Origin of the sequence: Aeromonas sp. 602658 (assembly GCF_049173005.1) — a bacterium.
GTDB lineage: Bacteria > Pseudomonadota > Gammaproteobacteria > Enterobacterales > Aeromonadaceae > Aeromonas > Aeromonas veronii_A.
Window position 1 is genome coordinate 82297 of record NZ_JAAKRF010000004.1, and the last position, 19118, is coordinate 101414.

Annotated in this window: 19 protein-coding genes and 1 other annotated feature; of the genes, 11 read left to right on the plus strand and 8 right to left on the minus strand. The window is 60.4% G+C overall.

Annotated features, from left to right (window positions below; translation table 11 throughout):
- Positions 1-23: 23 nt before the first annotated feature.
- Complete coding sequence (locus tag G5253_RS05965; protein WP_266134668.1) at positions 24-452, minus strand: GNAT family N-acetyltransferase; 429 nt, start codon at positions 450-452, stop codon at positions 24-26.
- Between the two features lie 405 nt (positions 453-857).
- Between G5253_RS05965 and selD the strand changes: the two genes are divergently transcribed.
- The 3 genes from selD to G5253_RS05980 are packed head-to-tail and all read left to right on the plus strand — an operon-like array spanning position 858 to position 3674.
- Positions 858-1895 carry a selenide, water dikinase SelD gene (selD, locus tag G5253_RS05970; protein ID WP_266134669.1) on the plus strand — a complete coding sequence of 346 codons (1038 nt, stop codon included), beginning with the start codon at positions 858-860 and terminating at the stop codon, positions 1893-1895.
- The gene (gene mnmH, locus G5253_RS05975; protein WP_266134670.1) at positions 1892-3007 is read left to right on the plus strand and encodes a tRNA 2-selenouridine(34) synthase MnmH; all 1116 of its coding nucleotides are present in this window, start codon (positions 1892-1894) and stop codon (positions 3005-3007) included. The genes selD and mnmH overlap by 4 nt, the downstream gene beginning before the upstream one ends.
- A gap of 22 nt (positions 3008-3029) precedes the next feature.
- Positions 3030-3674, plus strand: a complete 645-nt coding sequence (locus G5253_RS05980; RefSeq protein ID WP_139410166.1) for an MBL fold metallo-hydrolase — start codon at positions 3030-3032, stop codon at positions 3672-3674.
- A gap of 187 nt (positions 3675-3861) precedes the next feature.
- Here the strand turns inward: G5253_RS05980 and rnd are convergent, their stop codons facing one another.
- The 7 genes from rnd to G5253_RS06015 form a co-directional block, all read right to left on the minus strand.
- A complete protein-coding gene (rnd, locus tag G5253_RS05985) occupies positions 3862-4974 on the minus strand; it encodes a ribonuclease D (RefSeq protein ID WP_058059758.1) in 1113 nt (370 codons plus the stop codon).
- A 108-nt stretch (positions 4975-5082) separates the two neighbouring features.
- Positions 5083-6759 carry a long-chain-fatty-acid--CoA ligase FadD gene (gene fadD / locus G5253_RS05990; RefSeq protein WP_085942148.1) on the minus strand — a complete coding sequence of 559 codons (1677 nt, stop codon included), beginning with the start codon at positions 6757-6759 and terminating at the stop codon, positions 5083-5085.
- 198 nt (positions 6760-6957) lie between these two features.
- Positions 6958-7824 (minus strand): alpha/beta fold hydrolase, encoded by an 867-nt coding sequence (locus G5253_RS05995; RefSeq protein ID WP_266134671.1) that lies wholly within the window; start codon positions 7822-7824, stop codon positions 6958-6960.
- A gap of 20 nt (positions 7825-7844) precedes the next feature.
- Positions 7845-8360, minus strand: a complete 516-nt coding sequence (locus G5253_RS06000) for a Slp family lipoprotein (RefSeq protein WP_266134710.1) — start codon at positions 8358-8360, stop codon at positions 7845-7847.
- 118 nt (positions 8361-8478) lie between these two features.
- On the minus strand, positions 8479-9180 hold the full coding sequence (gene tsaB / locus G5253_RS06005; RefSeq protein WP_181281633.1) for a tRNA (adenosine(37)-N6)-threonylcarbamoyltransferase complex dimerization subunit type 1 TsaB: 702 nt from the start codon (positions 9178-9180) through the stop codon (positions 8479-8481).
- Positions 9181-9270: 90 nt separating this feature from the next.
- Complete coding sequence (locus G5253_RS06010) at positions 9271-11190, minus strand: ATP-dependent DNA helicase (RefSeq protein ID WP_266134672.1); 1920 nt, start codon at positions 11188-11190, stop codon at positions 9271-9273.
- A 67-nt stretch (positions 11191-11257) separates the two neighbouring features.
- Positions 11258-11503: a hypothetical protein gene (locus G5253_RS06015; protein WP_139408228.1), complete on the minus strand. Its 246-nt coding sequence runs from the start codon at positions 11501-11503 to the stop codon at positions 11258-11260.
- A 187-nt stretch (positions 11504-11690) separates the two neighbouring features.
- Positions 11691-11815, plus strand: a sequence feature (His leader region).
- A gap of 28 nt (positions 11816-11843) precedes the next feature.
- On the opposite strand from G5253_RS06015, the gene hisG reads away from it, so the two are divergent.
- The 8 genes from hisG to hisIE are packed head-to-tail and all read left to right on the plus strand — an operon-like array spanning position 11844 to position 19094.
- Positions 11844-12740 (plus strand): ATP phosphoribosyltransferase, encoded by an 897-nt coding sequence (gene hisG / locus G5253_RS06020; protein WP_005336757.1) that lies wholly within the window; start codon positions 11844-11846, stop codon positions 12738-12740.
- A 12-nt stretch (positions 12741-12752) separates the two neighbouring features.
- Positions 12753-14078 carry a histidinol dehydrogenase gene (hisD, locus tag G5253_RS06025; RefSeq protein ID WP_266134673.1) on the plus strand — a complete coding sequence of 442 codons (1326 nt, stop codon included), beginning with the start codon at positions 12753-12755 and terminating at the stop codon, positions 14076-14078.
- Complete coding sequence (gene hisC, locus G5253_RS06030) at positions 14075-15145, plus strand: histidinol-phosphate transaminase (protein ID WP_266134674.1); 1071 nt, start codon at positions 14075-14077, stop codon at positions 15143-15145. Before hisD ends, hisC begins: the two co-directional genes overlap by 4 nt.
- Positions 15146-15160: 15 nt before the next feature.
- Positions 15161-16270: a bifunctional histidinol-phosphatase/imidazoleglycerol-phosphate dehydratase HisB gene (gene hisB, locus G5253_RS06035; RefSeq protein WP_266134675.1), complete on the plus strand. Its 1110-nt coding sequence runs from the start codon at positions 15161-15163 to the stop codon at positions 16268-16270.
- A complete protein-coding gene (gene hisH / locus G5253_RS06040) occupies positions 16270-16911 on the plus strand; it encodes an imidazole glycerol phosphate synthase subunit HisH (protein ID WP_144713306.1) in 642 nt (213 codons plus the stop codon). The genes hisB and hisH overlap by 1 nt, the downstream gene beginning before the upstream one ends.
- Before the next feature lie 5 nt (positions 16912-16916).
- On the plus strand, positions 16917-17678 hold the full coding sequence (hisA, locus tag G5253_RS06045) for a 1-(5-phosphoribosyl)-5-[(5-phosphoribosylamino)methylideneamino]imidazole-4-carboxamide isomerase (protein WP_144713308.1): 762 nt from the start codon (positions 16917-16919) through the stop codon (positions 17676-17678).
- A complete protein-coding gene (hisF, locus tag G5253_RS06050) occupies positions 17678-18451 on the plus strand; it encodes an imidazole glycerol phosphate synthase subunit HisF (RefSeq protein WP_139429206.1) in 774 nt (257 codons plus the stop codon). Before hisA ends, hisF begins: the two co-directional genes overlap by 1 nt.
- Positions 18444-19094: a bifunctional phosphoribosyl-AMP cyclohydrolase/phosphoribosyl-ATP diphosphatase HisIE gene (gene hisIE, locus G5253_RS06055; protein WP_266134676.1), complete on the plus strand. Its 651-nt coding sequence runs from the start codon at positions 18444-18446 to the stop codon at positions 19092-19094. Before hisF ends, hisIE begins: the two co-directional genes overlap by 8 nt.
- Positions 19095-19118: the final 24 nt, after the last annotated feature.

Sequence of the window (19118 nt, forward strand, 5' to 3'; positions counted from 1 at the left end):
CCTGTCTGGATGAGTTGACGGCTTTATGCCAACTCATCCAGTACCAGTTCATCCAGACTGCTCATCACCCAGGCACTCGGGTGCTGGCTAAATCCGATCTTGGGGTAGTACGCCACCGCCTGCGGCGCGGCCAGCAGGATCAGCTTGCAGCCGGGCTGCAATTGTAAAAACGTCTCGCGAATAAGGGCTTTGCCAATCCCCTGCCCCTGCACTGACTCGGCTACCGCCAGATCCGAGAGGTAGCAACAAAAATGAAAATCGGTCACCGAGCGAGCCACCCCGACCAGGGTCTCGCCCTGCCAAGCGGTGATCAGCAAATTGGCGTTATCCAGCATGCCCTGCAGGGTGTCCGGATGGTCCAGCGGCCGTCTCGCCCCCAGCGAGGTCTGCGCCAACAACGCCGCAAACTGCGCCGTGGTGATGGGGTGGTTAACCAAAAATGTGGTGGACACTAAGCTCTCCTGTTGTAGATCGGCGGTTGCGTGCTTTTGGTCTCTTTGGCGTTCTTTTTGCTGCACCTGTACTGCAATCAATCAGCCAGCGCCGGATCCAGACCGATGACAGGCAAGTGCGGGCAATTCCCTGCTGTTTATGTGAATTCCTGTTCGAACCCCAAGGGGCAAATGTGGCATAATGCCCCGTCCTGTGGCCCTTGGCGGGGCTGCGCTGGCGTACCTTGTCGCCCATTTCTTCCCCGTCCGGCCTGGCGGTCTTTCATAACTGCCAGTCATCGCTGCCCCTGTTGGCACCGAGGCCACCCATATTTGCGGCTTCTTGTCTTCCTCACTACAAGGCCGCCCATTGACCAAGACGGCTCCACAGAGCCTCTGCTCTGTTTGCAAATAAAAGGGGTAAGTATGTCTTCCATTCGTCTGACCCAATACAGCCACGGCGCTGGCTGCGGCTGCAAAATCTCTCCCAAGGTACTCGACACCATCCTCAAGAGCCAGATCCCGGGCTTCAACGACCCGACCCTGATCGTTGGCAACAGCAGCAAAGATGACGCGGCCGTGGTCGATATCGGCAACGGTCAGGGCATTGTCTCCACCACCGACTTCTTCATGCCCATCGTCGATGACCCCTTCACCTTTGGCCGCATCGCCGCCACTAACGCCATCAGCGATATCTATGCCATGGGCGGCAAGCCCATCGTCGCCATCGCCATCCTCGGCTGGCCCATCAATACCCTGCCCGCCGAAGTGGCCCAGCAGGTGATCGACGGCGGCCGTCAGGTGTGCCATGAAGCGGGGATTTCGCTGGCCGGTGGCCACAGTATCGATGCCCCCGAGCCCATCTTCGGCCTCGCGGTGACCGGTATCGTGCCCCTTGACGCCATCAAGCAGAACGATACCGCCAAGGTGGGTGACACCCTCTATCTGACCAAGCCCCTTGGTATCGGTATCCTCACCACCGCCCAGAAGAAGGGCAAGCTCAAACCTGAACACGAGCAGCTGGCCCCCAACGCCATGTGCACCCTCAACAAGATTGGCCAGCGCTTTGCCGAGCTGCCGGGTGTGCACGCCATGACCGACGTCACCGGTTTTGGTCTGGCTGGCCATCTGCTGGAGATGTGTGAAGGATCCAATGTCAGTGCCCGCCTCGACTTCAAGGCGCTGCCGCTGCTGGATGAGGTGGATTACTACCTGAGTGAGGGCTGCGTTCCGGGCGGTACCCTGCGCAACCACGACTCCTACGGCCACAAGCTGGATGCCATGGACGATCGCACCCGCAACATCATGTGCGACCCGCAAACCAGCGGCGGCCTGCTGGTCGCCGCGGGTAAAGAGAGCGAAGCCGAGCTGCTCGCCATCGCGCGCGAAGCTGGCCTTGCGCTCTCGCCCATCGGTCAGATCAAGCCCCTTGAGGGCTCCCGCTTTATCGAGATTGTCCAATGAGTGAATTGCCACTGGCCACGGACTACGCCCAGATTTTTTTAGGCGATGTGCCGTTGATTGATGTGCGCGCCCCCATCGAGTTCAAGGAGGGGGCCTTCCCCTGCTCGACCAACCTGCCCTTGATGACAGACGATGAGCGCGCCCAGGTGGGGACCTGCTTCAAGAAGCAGGGTCAGGCCGCCGCCATTGAGCTTGGACACAAGCTGGTGGGGGGAGCAGTGCGTGCCGAACGACTCGAAGGCTGGCTGGCGCAGTTGCGCAAGCAGCCCGATGCCCTGCTCTACTGCTTTCGCGGCGGCCTGCGCTCGCAAACCGTACAACAGTGGCTGGCTGATGCCGGGGTGACTCGCCCCCGCGTCGCCGGTGGCTACAAGGAGCTGCGCCGCTTCCTGATCGACACCCAGGACAAGGCCTCTGCCGAGTGCCGCTGGACTGTGCTGACCGGCATGACTGGCTCCGGCAAGACCCATATGCTGGACCACGTAGCTCAGGCGCTCGATCTGGAAGGACACGCCCATCACAGGGGCTCGTCGTTTGGTCAGCTGCCCGGCGGCCAGCCCAGCAACATCAATTTTGAAAACAACATGGCCATCGAGCTGCTCAAGCGCCGCCATCAGGGCGAGCATGCCTTCGTGGTCGAAGATGAGAGTCGCCTGATCGGCCGCTGCTGCCTGCCCCTCTCCCTCCATGAGGCCATGAGTCAGGCACCGCTGGTGGTGGTGGATGTACCGCAGGAGGAGCGCGCCGAGCAGATCCGCGAAGATTACGTGCACGATCTCTGGCTGCGCTATCAAGCCATGTATTGCCAAGAAGAGGGATGGCCGCTGTTTGCCGCCTACCTCACCGATGCGTTGGCCCGCCTCAAGCGCCGTCTTGGCGATCTGGCCCACCGCGAGCTGGATGCCCTGATGCAGACCGCCCTCACCGAGCAGGAAAAGAGCGGCGATACCGGGCTGCATCTGGCCTGGATCACGTTGCTGCTGACCCGCTACTACGACCCCATGTATCTCTATCAGCTTGGCAACAAGCAGGAGCGCATCGTGTTTCGCGGTGACAAGCAGGCCTGTCTCGACTATTTCGCCGAGCAGCATGCCAGCGCGCTGCGCGGCTGACCCATCCCAAGCGAGGAACTCTATGTTGAAATTCGAGGTGATCCCGGTCACCCAGTTCGCCCAGAACTGCTCCCTCATCTGGTGTGACGAGACCCATCAGGCGGCCCTGATCGATCCGGGCGGCGAAGCGGACAAACTGCTAGCTGCCATCGCCAAGCGCGGCCTGACTCTGACCCATATCCTGCTGACCCACGGTCATCTGGATCACGTCGGTGCAGCCGCCGAGCTGCGGGAAAAAACTGGCGTCACCATCACCGGCCCCCACAAGGAGGACGCCTTCTGGCTCGACATGCTGCCCCAGCAGAGCCAGATGTTCGGCTTCGCCCATACCCCCGCGTTCACGCCGGATCGCTGGCTGGAGCAGGGTGACAAGGTGCAGCTTGGCCAGTGCGAGCTGGATGTCTACTTCTGCCCCGGCCACACCCCGGGCCATATCGTGCTGCTGAGTCAGGCCGAAAAACTCGCCTGGGTCGGCGACGTGCTGTTTGCCGGCAGCATAGGCCGCACCGACTTCCCCCGTGGGGATCACGGTACGCTGATCAAGTCGATCACCGAGACCCTGCTGCCGCTGGGTGACGAGATCGTCTTTATCCCGGGCCACGGCCCCAGCTCCACCTTTGGCCGCGAGAAGGTGAGCAACCCCTACCTGACCCAGCCTATCTGGTGATCAAAAAAGGCAGCGATGTTCCGCTGCCTTTTCTTCTCTGCTCTCTTTTTCATTCTCGATTCCTGCCATCCGACCTGCCACGTCCCACCTGCGTTCCACATTTCAGCATGCCCATTTGTCTCTTTCGCCCAATAAAAATCCCCACCCGAGGGTGAGGATTGATTTATAGGTGCAACCGTCTGGTGGCTTATTGTGCCAGCAGGTGACCGACCAGCTCATGACGCCACCCTTGCAGCAGCATCGGCTTGTCGCTGCGGGCCCGCTCTTCGTCGTTCATCCGCCAGCTCCAGGTGAAGTACTGGTGAATGATCTTCTTGCTGGCAATCAGCTCGGGCGGAATATTGCTCGCCTTGGCCTTCTCTTCCACCATGGCCTTGATGCGCTTGAGCTCGGCCTTGTACTGGGGGAAGTCCACCAGCCGGCGAATGGGCTCGGGCCAGCTGTCAGGATCGCTCTGCTGCGCCTTGGCGACGATATCGAGCATCCGCTTGCCGTGGATCTTGATCTCGATGGGCGAGAGGCCGAGCTCGTTGAGATCCCGCAGGGAGGCAGGACGACGCTCCGCCACCTTGAACAGGTGCAGCTCTTTCACCACAAAATTGAGGGCCAGGTCCCGGCGCACCGCCTCTTGCTGGCGCCAGGCGGCCAATTCGCGCAGAATGGCGAGCTCGCGGCGACCCAGTTGCCAGGCGTTGACGATGTCAAGATATGCCTGACGGGGATCGCTACCCTGGGTCTTGCGGGCGGAGTGGTTCTGACACTCCTGCTCGAACCAGGCAAACTTGCCGCTTTCCCGCAGTTTGGCCATCACTTTCTCGTAGAGCGGCATCAGGTAGAAGACATCCGCTGCCGCGTATTCGAGCTGACGCGGTGTAAGCGGGCGGGCCAGCCAATCGGTGCGCGCTTGGTCTTTTTCCAGCTCGACACCAAGAAATTCGTTCACCAGCGCACCAAAGCCGACCGAGACACCGTAACCGAGAAAGGCGGTTGCCAGTTGGGTATCGTGCATCTGGTTGGGCAGGTGGCCCGCCTGATGCTGGATAAGCTCCAGATCTTCACCAGAGGCGTGCAGGATGGCGATCTGCCCTTCCCTGCCCAGTCGCTGCCAGAGGGCGGAGAGATCCAGCGTCAGCGGATCCAGCAGCGCCAGATGCTCGCCGTCATAGATCTGGAACAGGCCAAGCTGGGGGTAGTAGGTACGGGTGCGAACGAATTCAGTATCGATAGCCAGGGGAACGTCGGCCAGAGAAGCGAGATACTGCTCAAGTTCGTCTTGCTGAGTGATAAGTTGATAGTGCATCTGTGCCTGCGCGGTTGATCAGGGCCAAAAAGAAAAAACCGTGGGATGACCCACGGTTTTGCATAACGACGGTGCTGGTTTGCAGAAGATTCTGCAGCCGCAGTCCGGTTATTGCTTGGCAATCTCCTCGTCACGCAGTACGCGGCGCAGGATCTTGCCCACATTGGTCTTGGGAAGTTCGTCACGAAATTCTACCAGTTTCGGCACCTTATAGGCAGTCAGATGTTTGCGGCAGTGGGCAATAATCTCGTCCTCCTGCAATTTTGCATCTTTCTTGACCACAAAGATCTTCACCAGCTCGCCGGAGACCTTGTGTGGCACACCGACAGCGGCCACTTCCAGCACTTTCGGGTGCAGGGCAACGACATCTTCGATCTCGTTCGGATAGACGTTGAAACCGGAGACCAGGATCATGTCCTTCTTGCGATCGACGATCTTGAAGAAGCCCTGCTCGTCGCACACCGCGATATCACCGGTACAGAGCCAGCCATCCTGCATCACTTCGGCGGTCGCCTCGGGACGCTGCCAGTAGCCCACCATCACCTGCGGGCCGCGTACCTGCATCTCGCCCGGGGTGCCGAGGGCGTGGATCACCTGACCGTTGTCATCTACCAGACGGATCTCGGTAGAGCAGACCGGCAGACCGATGGAGCCGTTGTAATCGGTCAGATCGTAGGGACAGACACTCACCAGTGGCGAACATTCGGTCAGGCCATAGCCTTCCAGCAGCGGAGTGTCGGTCAGTGTCTTCCACTTCTCCGCGACCGCGCGCTGCACCGCCATGCCGCCACCGATGGTCAGCTTGAGCTTGTCAAAGGCGATCCCCTGAAACTCTTCGTTGTTGACCAGCGCATTGAACAGGGTGTTAACCCCGGTAATGCAGGTGAAGGGATACTTCTTGATCTCTTTGACAAAACCCGGGATGTCGCGCGGGTTGCTGATCAGCAGGTTGTAACCGCCGATGCGCATAAAGAGCAGGCAGTTCACGGTCAGGGCAAAGACGTGGTAGAGCGGCAGCGCGGTGACCACGAACTCCTTGCCACGCTCCAGCATGGGGCCGTAGACGCCGAGGCACTGCTCGACGTTGGCAATCATGTTGCGATGAGTCAGCATGGCCCCTTTGGAGAGGCCGGTGGTGCCACCGGTGTATTGCAGGAAGGCGAGATCGTCGTTGGTGATCTCCGGCTTGATGTACTGCAGAAAACGCCCCTTGGAGAGGGCCTGACGCATGGTGGTGGCGTGGGGCAGATTGTATTTCGGCACCAGCTTCTTGACGTACTTGACCACGAAGTTGACCAGGGTGCCCTTGGCCAGCCCCAGGTTGTCCCCCATCCGGGTCAGGATAACGTGCTTGATCGGGGTGTCATAGACCACCTTTTCCAGGGTATGGGCGAAGTTGGAGACGATGACGATGGCCTTGGCACCGGAGTCTTTGAGCTGGTGCTCCAGCTCACGCGGGGTATAGAGCGGGTTGACGTTGACCACTATCATGCCAGCGCGCAGGATGCCGAACACGGCGATGGGGTATTGCAGCAGGTTAGGCATCATCACCGCAACCCGATCCCCTTTCTCCAGCTTCAGCTCGTTTTGCAGGTAGGCAGCAAAGGCGCGGGACTGCTCTTCCAGCCGGCGGTAGGTGATGGTTTGGCCCATGTTGACGAAGGCGGGCTGATCGGCAAACTGGGTCACCGAGGATTCGAACATCTCGACCAGGGAGCTGTATTGGTCTGGATTGATCTCGGCGGGGACCCCTTCCGGATAACGTTTCAGCCAGACTTTTTCCACAAACTTCTCCTGCATAACTAGCACCTGTGCGCTCACTGTGTTGCCTCCGTCCCTGTTCACATCCATTTTAATCGGTTGTTTTAAGCTGATGCTCTAATGCCGCACATATTTACACAGCGCAACATCAATTAACAGCAAATTAACAACAGAAAAATGTGAGGGAGAAAACAAACCTGGAATTATTGAAAGCTGGCGATTCTACCGAACTTGACAAAACTTTACGATACAAACGGCCGTATCAACCGAATTTTCCATATGAAAATGGTGGTTTCCACCCAATATGATCCGCTGGATCTGCTGGAAGGCATCCTGACGTGCCTGCCATTGGGCTTCAAGTGCAGCAAAGCCCTGCTCCCCCTGAATCAACAGCACAGGACAGCGGATAGCCGCCATCAGCGCACGGGCTTGCCCTTCGCTCATTCGAAGGGGTGAAAGATCCCGCAAGCGGGGATCGCTGCACCAGTGCCAGCGCCCTGCCCTCATCTCAAGCTGCCGCTCACAGATAAGACGCGCCGACTGCGGCGTGATATCCGCCACTTTGCAACGAGCAGCCACGGCTTCATCGATGGAGGCAAAGCCGTTGGCACTGCGCTCCCGAGTGCGACTGCGGTTTAAAATCGCACGTCGCAGCTGGGCAGGTACCTCCTCATCGGGCTGGCTCAGCGGCCCCAGCCCCTCCAGCATGATCAACCGCTCCACCTGTTCGGGGAACACCCCGGCATAGGCGGAGGCGATCAGAGCCCCGAGGGAGTGACCTAGCAGAGTGAAACGCGACCAGCCCGCCGCCTGCACGATCTGGTAGAGATCGTCCAGCCAGTCGACAAAGACATAGGGGGTGGCTTTGTGATCGGAGTGACCGTGCCCCGGCAGATCGACACAGATGAGGTGAAAATCCCCCAGATGCGGCGCCAGCGGCAAGAAGCTGGCACTGTTGTCGAGCCAGCCATGCAGGGCGATCAGCAGGGGGTTGCCCTGCTGATCATACTCAGCGGAGTGGTTCTCCAGCAGGGCTACCCGCCGCCCATCTGCCAGGGTCAGCAGACGTTCGTACAGAGTACTCATCATGGGGTTGATCATGGCAAGCCTTAACGACGCAGCGGCCGTCTCGGCCAGAAGGGATCATAGAAGGGGTCATAGAAGTAGGGGTCCATATAGCGCACCTCCACCTCCTTGACTGGCGGCCACAGCTTGCTGCCCGTCACATTGAGCACCGAGAAGCGGTACTTGTGCTCGCCAATCTGGCTATCAACCGGTTTGCCTATGGTGCCAAGCACCGTCAGGCTGCGCCCCTTGGCGTAGAGGGTCGGATCGACAAAACCCTTCATGATGGCCAGAAAACGTCCCGGGCTCTGCTCGGTCTGCTCCGGCACACCGTTGGACTTGAGCGGCAGATAGACCACGTCAATAACGCTCTGATCCGCCTTGTTGTGCACCGCCGAGATAACGCCGCTCCAGCGGGCCGGTTTGCCCTCCATCCCGCCAAGGGCGGGTTGATAGGCCACCAACTGGTTTTCGGGTTCATAGGCCAGCTCCTTGGGGGCCGAGCTGCAGGCCCCGAGCAGCAGGGCCAGCGCCCCGACCACCAACCCGCGTTTCATCATGTCGCTTCTGGACTTACGCATCATGTCACTCTCCTGTTGCCAAAGTGGCCCGTCGGGCTATCCGCTTGTGTTGCAGCTGATGAGCGGCAAGAGCGACATGCTGTCAGTGCTCCTGCCCTTATTCGCGACCCGGCAGTTTTTTCCAGGTCACCTTGTCACGCAAATAGACCGGCGTCGCTTGTTCAACCGGCACCGCCTCCCCCGCCAGCCAGGCGGCGCGGGCCAACGGCAGCATGTCTTCTGCCGCCGGGAAGCGCACCTGACTCACCGCCAGCTCATCGGCCAGACCACTCAGGGTCTCGCCATAGGTTTCAAAGCCGGTGCCGACGCAGGTCACAGGGCCCGCCAGCTTGCCACGGACGTCAACCAGTGCCGCGGGATCGCTCACCACCTCGTCACCCACCAGCTGCATGCGGCCATCAATCAGCTCATAGCGGCCGAAATAGACCTCGTTCATCCGAGCATCGATGGCGGTCAGCACCTGCTCGGCACCATCCAGTCGATATGCCCCTTGCGCCATGGCGGCCAGGGTCGAGATGCCAATCAGAGGCACACCCGCACCAAACGCCAGACCTTGCGCCACACTGATACCGATCCGCACGCCGGTAAAGGAGCCAGGGCCGCGGCCAAACGCGATGGCATCGAGGTCACTCAAACTTATCCCGGCATCCTCTAACACAGCCTGAACCATGGGCAGGATTTTTCGGGTGTGATCCCGTGGCGCCTCCTCCCAGCGGGAGAACAGCTTGTCACCCACCAGCAGGGCGGCGGAGCAGGCTTCAGTGGCGGTATCAACGGCCAGGATCTTCAACTCGTTCATGCTTTCCAATCTCTATAAAATCAGTCAATTACATAACCGGCAAGCGAGATATGCTCACCCGTTGTTCAAATCTGTTAGCTGGCGGCACATTTATTCACCGCGTTCAGTGCGATCGAAAAAACTCCCCAACGTTCCCAACTCCCGGGTGCGAGGGATGGCGGGCAGACTCTTGATAAAGGTGGCGCCATAAGGCTTGTTGACCATTCGTGGATCACAGATCACCAGCACGCCGTGATCAGTGCGATCACGAATAAGCCGCCCCACCCCCTGCTTGAGGGCAATCACCGCCTTGGGCAACTGCAGCTCGGCGAAGGGATCCCCCCCCTTGAGCTTGCAATCATCCACCCGCGCCTTGAGCAGCGGATCATCGGGGCTGGCAAACGGCAGCTTGTCGATGATAACACACGACAACGCCGCCCCTCGCACGTCGATCCCCTCCCAGAAGCTGCTGGTCGCCACCAGTACTGCACGGCCATTCTCGACAAACTCCTTGAGCAGCCGCTGCTTGTTGTCCTCCCCCTGCAACAAGACGGTGCGGCCAATCTCCCGGCGCAGCACCTCGGCCACCTGGCGCATCACCTGATGGCTGGTGCAGAGGAAGAAACAGCCCCCCGGCGTTTTGTTGATGAGGGGGATCATCAGATTGGCCAGCTGCTCGCCACGGCCAAAGGCATTGGGCTCCGGTAGAAAACGGGGAACACAGAGCCGCGCCTGCTCGCCATAGTCGAACGGGCTGTCGAGAATAAGCTCGGCGCTGCCCGCCAGCCCCAGCTCGGCTTTGAAGTGATCAAACCGCATATCCACCGTCAGGGTGGCGGAGGTGAAGACCCAGGCCACTTCCGGTCTTTGCACCTCGGCACTGAATCGCTCGGCCACCGATAGCGGCGTCAGATTGAGGGTGAAATGAAGCCGCGAGCAGTCGTACCAGTAGGAGAAACCGGTCTGGTTGACCGCCAGCACTTCACCCAGGCGGGTGCGCAATTCACTGATGCGCTCGAAGGCGTGATCCAGCTGCTCGCCACGGCCAAGAGCGAGTTTCAGCACCTCGTAGCAGAGCCCGATGGCATCGTTAAGACGAGCCAAAGCCTGCCCCCAAAGCGGCTGGCGCAGCATGTCGCGGGTATTACCACGACCGCCATCTACCCCGAAGGCGAGACGCAAGTCCTGACTGGCGATAGCAAGCCGGTCCGCCGCCTTGCCGAGCTGGGTCATGTCGTGGGCCTCTGCCCGATAGGCCAGCTGGATATCCTGCGCCAAATCCTGAATCGTTCGGCTGCCTACCGACTTGCCGAAGTAGTTGGTGGCGATCTCCGGCAGCTGGTGTGCCTCGTCAAACACATAGACTTGCGCTTCGGGCACCAACTCACCAAATCCGGTGTCTTTCACCGCCATATCGGCGAAGAAGAGGTGATGATTGATCACCACCACCTGGGCATCCATGGCGCGGCGTCGAGCCACCACCAGATGGCAATCGTCGTAATAGGGGCAGTCGCGGCCGAGGCAGTTGTCGTTGGTGCTGGTGACGTGGGCGAGGATCTCGGCGTTCTCCTGCAATCCCGGAATATCCCCCACATCGCCGTTATCGGTAGCAGTGGACCAGGATTTGACCTTCACCAGATCGTTCAGGATTTCAGGCTTTTGCAGATGGGATTCGCTCAAGAGCCGGTTCATACGCTCGATGCAGAGATAGTTGCTGCGCCCCTTGAGCAGGGCCACCGGCGGGGTGTAGGAGAGCGCCCCTGTGATGGTCGGGAGATCCCGATAGAAGAGCTGCTCCTGCAGGTTCTTGGAGCCGGTGCTGATCACCACCCGCTTGCCGGACTCCAGCGCTGGCACCAGATAGGCGTAGGTCTTGCCGGTACCTGTCCCCGCCTCCACTAGCAGACGGCCACCACTTTTGATGGCGCGCGCGACCGCTTCGGCCATCTCCAGTTGGGGAGCGCGGGCTTTGAAACCGTCGATATGGCTGGCCAGAGGGCCATCTGGCTTGAACAGGGTCTGGATGGTCAAAAGGGCGTCCCGCAGCAAAAGCGGCCATTATGCCAAAAGTGTGGCAAAAGCGGGACTGATTCTGCGCCTAGACGAACAGATCGATCTGGTGATCGGGATCCGGCTTGTGATCGTCCTCCTCCGCCTTTGGCTGATCACGCTTGGCGGGCGTGTTATAAGCCTGCTGGCGCTGCTGGGAGTCACTGTTGTCAGTGCCGGTCTTGCGCAGTTGATGTTTCTTGCTGATCTGGTTCACTTCCCGCTTGATCTCTTCGCTACCGGGCGCGGCAGGTGCCCGGGGCAAAATGGGGAACAACAGGTCCTGGCTGGGCATGATACAAACTCCTGCGGGGGTTATTGTCTAGTTATCGACCAGAAAACCGTTTTCTCAACTTTAATCGATCAAATCACAATTTCGGGTTGCATTTTCTGTCAAGGCAGGTAGTTTAAATCAGGCGTCAATTACGACATCTTATTTTGTAAAGGATTGATTACATGAAGTTCACCACCCTGAAGACTCATCACCACCATCATCATCCCGACTAGTCTTTCAGGAGGTTGACTGCTGGAAGACACTTAACTGGTGACTTCCAAAAGGACCGCAAGATTCATAAACCCTCGGAAGCACCCACTTCCGAGGGTTTTTTCGTTTTTGACCAGAAGGAAATCGAGCAATGGAAACACAACGTCTGCGTATCGCCATGCAAAAGTCCGGTCGTCTGAGCCAGGACTCCCAAGCCCTGTTCAAGAGCTGTGGCCTGAAAATCAACCTGCGCGAGCAGCGCCTTATCGCCCATGTCGAGAACATGCCCATCGATATCCTGCGGGTGCGCGATGACGATATCCCGGGTCTGGTGATGGAAGGGGTGGTCGACCTTGGCATCATCGGCGAGAACGTGCTGGAAGAGGTGCAGCTTATTCGTGCCTCACAGGGACTACCCTTCGAGGTCAAAACCCTCAAGCAACTGGACTTTGGTGGCTGCCGCCTCTCGCTGGCGGTGCCGGAAGATGTGACCTACACAGGGCCAGAGAGCCTGGCCGGCAAGCGCATCGCCACCTCCTACCCTGGGCTGCTCAAGCGCTTCTTTGACGAAAAGGGGCTCGGCTTCAAGAGCGTGATGCTGGGCGGCTCGGTGGAAGTGGCACCCCGTGCGGGTCTGGCCGATGCCATCTGCGATCTGGTTTCCACCGGCGCGACCCTGGAAGCCAATGGCCTCAAAGAGGTAGAGGTGATCTACCGCTCCAAGGCTGTGCTGGTACAGGCCCCCAACCCCTTGTCTGATGCCAAGCAGCAGCTCATCGACAAACTGCTGCCCCGCATTCAGGGGATGCAGCAGGCCCGCGAGAGCAAGTACATCATGCTGCACGCCCCCAAAGACAAGCTCGATGCCATCACCGATCTGCTACCGGGTGCCGAGCGCCCCACCATCATGCAACTGGCCGGTGACACCAATCAGGTGGCGCTGCACGTCGTATCCAGCGAGACCCTGTTCTGGGAGACCATGGAGCAGCTCAAGGCCCTCGGTGCCAGCTCCATTCTGGTGCTGCCCATCGAAAAGATGATGGAATAAGGAAGGGACATCATGCAGACCTTGATCTGGAAGACCCTCTCCCCCGCCCAGCAGGCCGATGTACTGACCCGGCCCGCTCTCAATGACGAGGCCGATATCGGCGCCGTGGTCAAAGAGATCATCGCAGCGGTGCGAAGCCGTGGCGATGATGCCCTGCGCGAGCTGAGCCAGCGCTTCGAGCGCGCCCCCCGTGAACAGCTGCGCGTCAGCGAGGATGAGATTGAAGCCGCCTGCGCACGGCTGGATGGCGAGATAAAAAGCGCCATCGAAGCGGCGATTGCCAATATTCGCACCTTCCACGCCGCGCAACTGCTGCAGGTAGTGCGGGTGGAAACCCAGCCCGGGGTGGTGTGCGAGCTGCACACCCAGCCCATCAGCCGGGTCGGTCTCTATGTGCCGGGGGGCAGCGCACCGCTCCCCTCCACCGTGATGATGCTGGCCATTCCAGCAGCTATCGCCGGTTGCCGTGAAGTGGTGCTCTGCACCCCGTCCCCCGCCAGCGACGAGATCCTGTTTGCCGCCCGCGCCTGCGGCGTCGAGAAGGTGTTCGCCATTGGCGGCGCCCAGGCCATCGCCGCCATGGCGTACGGCACAGAGAGCATTCCCAAAGTGGACAAGATCTTCGGCCCGGGCAACGCCTATGTGACCGAAGCCAAGGGGCAGGTATCCCGCGACTGGCGCGGCGCCGCCATCGACATGCCCGCCGGCCCCTCCGAGGTGCTGGTGATTGCCGACGAGAGCGCCAACCCCGTCTTCGTAGCGGCGGATCTGCTCTCCCAGGCCGAGCACGGCCCCGACAGTCAGGTGGTGCTGGTGACCACCTCGCCGCTGCTGGCCGATGCCATCGCAGGAGAAATCAAGAGCCAGCTGGCCAAGTTAAGCCGCCGGGATATCGCCGCGCAGGCACTCGGCAGCAGTCTGGTGATCCTCTGTGAGAATCTGGCAGAAGCCTGCACCATCTCCAACGCCTATGCACCGGAACACCTGATCGTGCAGACCCGCGCCCCGCGCGATCTGCTGGATCAGCTTGAGAATGCCGGCTCCATCTTCCTCGGGGCATGGACACCGGAATCGGTTGGCGATTACGCCAGCGGCACCAACCACACCCTGCCCACCTACGGCTATGCCCGCACCTGCTCAAGCCTGGGCCTCGCCGATTATCAGCGCCGCTACACGGTGCAGGAGCTGAGCGCCGAAGGTATTCGCGGCCTTGGTCCCATCGTCGAGCGTATCGCCCAGGCCGAAGGGCTCGATGGCCACAAGAACGCCGTCACCCTCAGGTTGAACGCCCTGGCCGCCGCGTCCCAACAAACAGCACAGCAGAAGGATTTGTCATGAGCATTGCCAACCTGGCGCGCCGCGTGGTGCGGGCCCTCACCCCCTATCAATCCGCCCGCCGCATCGGCGGCAAGGGCCACGTCTGGCTCAACGCCAACGAGGCGCCACTGGCCTATCCCTTCACCATCGAGGGGAGCCGCCTCAACCGCTACCCCGAGTGCCAACCGGCCGAGGTGGTGAACAGCTATGCCGCCTATGCCGGGGTCAATCCCGATCAGGTGCTGGTGAGCCGTGGCGCCGACGAGGCCATCGAGCTGCTTATTCGCACCTTCTGCGAAGCGGGTGAAGATCAGATCCTCATCTGCCCGCCCACTTACGGCATGTACGCCATCAGCGCCGAGACCTGTGGCGTTGGCATCGTCGAACAGCCGCTGACCGCCAGCCGCCAGCCCGACTGGCCTGCCATCGCTGATCGCCTCAGTGACGTGAAGCTGGTGTTTCTCTGCTCCCCCAACAACCCCACCGGGGATCTGGTGGGTCGCGACGGCCTCATCGCCCTGCTGGAGAAAGCCCGGGATCGCGCCATCGTGGTGGTGGACGAAGCCTATATCGACTTCTTCCCGGAAGCATCCGTAGTGGACCTGCTGGCCCGCTTCCCCAATCTGGTGGTGACCCGCACCCTCTCCAAGGCTTTTGCCCTGGCGGGGATCCGCTGCGGCTTTACGCTGGCAAGCCCCGAGGTGATCGCCATGCTAACCAAGGTGATCGCCCCCTATCCCATCCCCGAGCCCATCGCCCAGATCGCGGCGCAGGCCCTCTCCCCCATGGGGCTGGAGCTGATGCGCGAGCGAGTAATAGAGCTCAACAAGCAAAAAGCCGCTTTCAAGGCAGAGCTGACAACGCTTGCCTGCGTGAAGGAAGTATTCGAAGACAAGGGCAACTTCGTGCTGGTGCGCTTTGTGGATGGCGCCGCCGTCTTTGCCGCCATGAAGGCTGCCGGCATCATCTTGCGGGATTTCTCGACCAAACCCGGCCTTGATAACAGCATTCGCGTCACCATCGGCTATCAGGGCGAGATGGATGCCGTGTTGGCGGTATTGCGTGACCTGCCCTCTCCCTCTTTTTAAGACAAGGATGTAGCGATGAAGACCCCGTTTTTGTTTATCGACCGCGACGGCACCCTGATTGAAGAGCCGGTGACCGACAAGCAGGTGGATAGCCTCGCCAAGCTGCGCTTCGAGCCCATGGTCATTCCGGTGCTGCGCGAGTTGCAGGCCGCAGGCTACGTGCTGGTGATGGTGACCAATCAGGATGGGCTGGGCACCGCCAGCCTGCCGCTGGAGAACTTCCAGCCGCCACACGACCTGATGATGCACCTGTTTGAATCGCAAGGGGTGAAGTGGGAGCAGGTGCTGATCTGTCCACACTTCCCCACCGACGGTTGCAGCTGCCGCAAGCCCCACCTCGGGCTGGTGAAGGAGTATCTCGCCTCGGGTCGCATCGACTTTACCAACTCCTTCGTGATTGGCGATCGCCAGACCGATCTGCAGCTGGCCGAGAACATGGGCATTGGCGGTATTCGCTACCACCCGCAGGATCACGACTGGCTCGCCATCCGTGATCAGCTACTGTCCAAGGGGCGCGTAGCCTCGGTAGAGCGCTACACCAAGGAGACCCGTATTAAGGTGGCCCTAGATTTGGACAAGAGCGGCGGCAACCAGATCGCCACCGGCATCGGCTTCTTTGATCACATGCTGGATCAAATTGCCACCCACGCCGGTTTCCTGCTCAAGCTGAACGTCAGCGGCGATCTGCATATCGACGATCACCACACGGTGGAAGACGTCGGACTGGCGCTGGGTCAGGCGCTGCGTCAGGCCCTTGGCAACAAGCGCGGTATCGGCCGTTTCGGCTTCGTGCTGGCGATGGACGAGGTACAGGCGGTGATCGATGCGCGTCCGCTGACCGAGCAGGAAGTGAGCACAGCACTGGATCTCAGCGGTCGCCCCTACTTCGTGTTTGACTGCCCGAGCGGCTTTGGCCGCGACAAGGTGGGCGAGATGGCCACCGAGATGGTGCCCCACTTCTTCCGCTCGCTGTCGGACGCCATGGCCATCACATTGCAGATGAAGGTGGGCAGCGGCAACACCCACCATCAAGTGGAAGCACTGTTCAAAGGCTTTGGCCGCGCCCTGCGTCAGGCCATTCGGGTGGAAGGGAGCGAGCTTCCCTCCAGCAAGGGAGTGCTGTGATGGATGTGAGCAAGCAGAAGCTGGTCATTATCGATACCGGCTGCGCTAACCTGGCCTCGGTCAGAATGGCGTTCGAGCGCCTCGGCGTGCAGCCGCTGGTCTCAAGCGTGGCGGCCGATATCGAGCAGGCGGACAAGCTGATCCTGCCCGGTGTCGGCACTGCGGTGGCCGCCATGAAAAACCTCAATGAACGGGGGCTTGTGCCGCTCATTCGCGCCGCCAAGCAGCCGCTGCTGGGCTTTTGTCTCGGCATGCAGATGCTGGCGGAGGCCTCCGAAGAGAGCATGGGTACGGATGACTCGTCAGCGCGGCTTATCGACTGCCTTGGCATAGTGCCGGGCAAGATCCGGCTGATGGAGGTGGGTAATCTGCGCCTGCCCCATATGGGCTGGAACCAGATTGAGCATGACGAGAGCCATCCTCTGCTCAAAGGGATCCCGAGCGGCAGCTACTTCTACTTCGTTCACTCCTATGCGCTGGAGGTGACAGAAGCAACGCTGGCGACCTGTGACTACGGCCAGCCGTTTACCGCCATCGTCGGTGGGGTTGCAGAGCACAGCAACTTCTTCGGCGCCCAATTCCACCCGGAGCGCTCAGGCGCAGCCGGTGCCCGTTTGCTGCAAAATTTTCTGGAGCTGTGACTAGCATGATCATTCCCGCAATTGACCTTATCAACGGTCAGGTAGTTCGCCTCTATCAGGGGGACTACGACCAGAAGACCGAATACAGCAGCAGCCCGCAGGCCCGCTTCGATGAATATGTCTCCCAGGGGGCGGTGCAGCTCCATCTGGTGGATCTGGACGGTGCCAAGGATGCCAAGGCGCGCCAGCTGCCCCTGCTGACCCAACTGCTGTCAGCCACCGAAGCGCCAGTGCAGGTCGGCGGCGGCGTGCGCACCGAACAGGATGTGGCGGATCTGCTGGCCGCCGGTGCCAGCCGGGTGGTGATCGGCTCCACCGCCGTCAAATCCCCGGATCTGGTGGCGAGCTGGATGGAGAAATATGGCCCCGAGCAGATCGTGCTGGCGCTGGACGTCAATATCGATGAACAGGGCAATCGCCATATCGCGGTGGCAGGCTGGCAGGAGAACAGCGGCGTGACCATCGAGGCGCTCATCGAACGCTTCCTCCCCGCCGGGCTCAAGCATGTGCTCTGCACCGACATCAGCCGTGACGGCACCCTGGCTGGCACCAACATCGAACTCTATCGGGATCTCTGCGCCTGTTATCCGAGCGTCGCCTTTCAGGCCTCCGGCGGCATTGGCGGCATCGCGGATATCGAGGCGCTCAAGGGCTCCGGCGTCAAGGGGATTATCCTTGGCCGCGCTCTGCTGGAGGGCAAATTCTCGGTGGGTGACGCCATCGCCTGCTGGCAAGCCCCCGCAGCCGATACCACAGGAGGCAACTGATGCTGGCAAGACGCATTATCCCCTGCCTCGATGTGAAAGATGGCGTGGTGGTCAAAGGGGTGCAGTTTCGCAATCACGAGGTGATGGGCGGCATTGTCGAACTGGCGCGCCGCTACGCCGAAGAGGGCGCTGACGAGCTGGTGTTCTATGACATCACCGCCTCCAGCGATGCCCGGGTAGTGGACAAGAGCTGGGTGAGCCGGGTGGCAGAGGTGATCGATATCCCCTTCTGCGTCGCCGGTGGCATCAAAAGCGTTGAGGATGCCCGCCAGATCCTCGAATTTGGCGCCGACAAGGTCTCCATCAACTCCCCTGCGCTGGCCGACCCGACGCTTATCAGCCGACTGGCCGAGCGCTTTGGCGTGCAGTGCGTGGTGGTGGGCATTGACTCCTACTTCGACGCCGACACGGGCCACTATCAGGTCAAACAGTTTACCGGCGACGAGAGTCGCACCCGCACCACCGCTTGGCACACCCTCGATTGGGTGCAGGAGGTGCAAAAACGCGGCGCGGGCGAAATCGTGCTGAACGTGATGAATCAGGACGGCATGCGCCAAGGTTATGATCTCGACCAGCTCAAGCTGGTACGCAGCGTCTGCAAGGTGCCGCTGATCGCCTCCGGCGGCGCCGGTGCCATGGAGCACTTTCGCGATGCCTTTACCCTCGCCGATGTGGACGGGGCGCTGGCCGCCTCTGTATTCCACAAGGGCCTTATCCCCATTCCCGAATTGAAACGCTGGCTGAAAACCGAAGGAGTCGCCATCCGTGAATAACTTCTCAGATAACACACAAGCAACCGCCAGCGCGCGCCCCCTCGCCGAACAACTCGACTGGGAAAAGTGCGATGGCATGATCCCCGCCATCGTCCAGCACGCCGCCAGCGGCGAGGTGCTGATGCAGGGCTTTATGACCCGTGAAGCGCTGGAAAAGACCCAGACTACCGGTCAGGTCACCTTCTTTAGCCGCAGCAAACAGCGGCTCTGGACCAAGGGTGAAAGCTCGGGCAATATGCTCCAACTCGTGGCCATCAGCACCGACTGCGATCAGGATTCCCTGCTGATTGCCGCCAACCCCGTCGGCCCCACCTGCCACAAAGGGACAACCTCCTGCTTCCATGGTCACCCGCTGCCACCCCTCGGTTTTTTGGCAGAGCTGGAGCAGGTACTGGCTTCTCGCAAAGGGGCCGATCCGGCCACCAGCTACACCGCCAGCCTCTACGGCAAAGGCACCAAGCGCATCGCCCAGAAGGTCGGTGAGGAAGGTGTCGAAGTGGCGCTGGCCGCCATGGCCAAGGATCGGGAGGAGCTTATCAACGAATCCGCCGATCTGCTCTACCACCTGACCGTGCTGCTGCAAAACGAAGGGCTGGGATTACAGGATGTGGTTCAGCGGCTTTACGAGCGGCATAATAAATAGCATATTTTTTCATAATGTGCGGGT

Excerpts from the sequence above, each read along its gene's own strand:
- selD (WP_266134669.1), top strand. The coding sequence starts at position 858 with ATGTCTTCCATTCGTCTGACCCAATACAGCCACGGCGCTGGCTGCGGC.
- mnmH (WP_266134670.1), top strand. The coding sequence starts at position 1,892 with ATGAGTGAATTGCCACTGGCCACGGACTACGCCCAGATTTTTTTAGGC.
- G5253_RS05980 (WP_139410166.1), top strand. The coding sequence starts at position 3,030 with ATGTTGAAATTCGAGGTGATCCCGGTCACCCAGTTCGCCCAGAACTGC.
- rnd (WP_058059758.1), bottom strand. The coding sequence starts at position 4,974 with ATGCACTATCAACTTATCACTCAGCAAGACGAACTTGAGCAGTATCTC.
- G5253_RS05995 (WP_266134671.1), bottom strand. The coding sequence starts at position 7,824 with ATGATGAGTACTCTGTACGAACGTCTGCTGACCCTGGCAGATGGGCGG.
- G5253_RS06000 (WP_266134710.1), bottom strand. The coding sequence starts at position 8,360 with ATGATGAAACGCGGGTTGGTGGTCGGGGCGCTGGCCCTGCTGCTCGGG.
- tsaB (WP_181281633.1), bottom strand. The coding sequence starts at position 9,180 with ATGAACGAGTTGAAGATCCTGGCCGTTGATACCGCCACTGAAGCCTGC.
- G5253_RS06015 (WP_139408228.1), bottom strand. The coding sequence starts at position 11,503 with ATGCCCAGCCAGGACCTGTTGTTCCCCATTTTGCCCCGGGCACCTGCC.
- hisG (WP_005336757.1), top strand. The coding sequence starts at position 11,844 with ATGGAAACACAACGTCTGCGTATCGCCATGCAAAAGTCCGGTCGTCTG.
- hisD (WP_266134673.1), top strand. The coding sequence starts at position 12,753 with ATGCAGACCTTGATCTGGAAGACCCTCTCCCCCGCCCAGCAGGCCGAT.
- hisC (WP_266134674.1), top strand. The coding sequence starts at position 14,075 with ATGAGCATTGCCAACCTGGCGCGCCGCGTGGTGCGGGCCCTCACCCCC.
- hisB (WP_266134675.1), top strand. The coding sequence starts at position 15,161 with ATGAAGACCCCGTTTTTGTTTATCGACCGCGACGGCACCCTGATTGAA.
- hisH (WP_144713306.1), top strand. The coding sequence starts at position 16,270 with ATGGATGTGAGCAAGCAGAAGCTGGTCATTATCGATACCGGCTGCGCT.
- hisA (WP_144713308.1), top strand. The coding sequence starts at position 16,917 with ATGATCATTCCCGCAATTGACCTTATCAACGGTCAGGTAGTTCGCCTC.
- hisF (WP_139429206.1), top strand. The coding sequence starts at position 17,678 with ATGCTGGCAAGACGCATTATCCCCTGCCTCGATGTGAAAGATGGCGTG.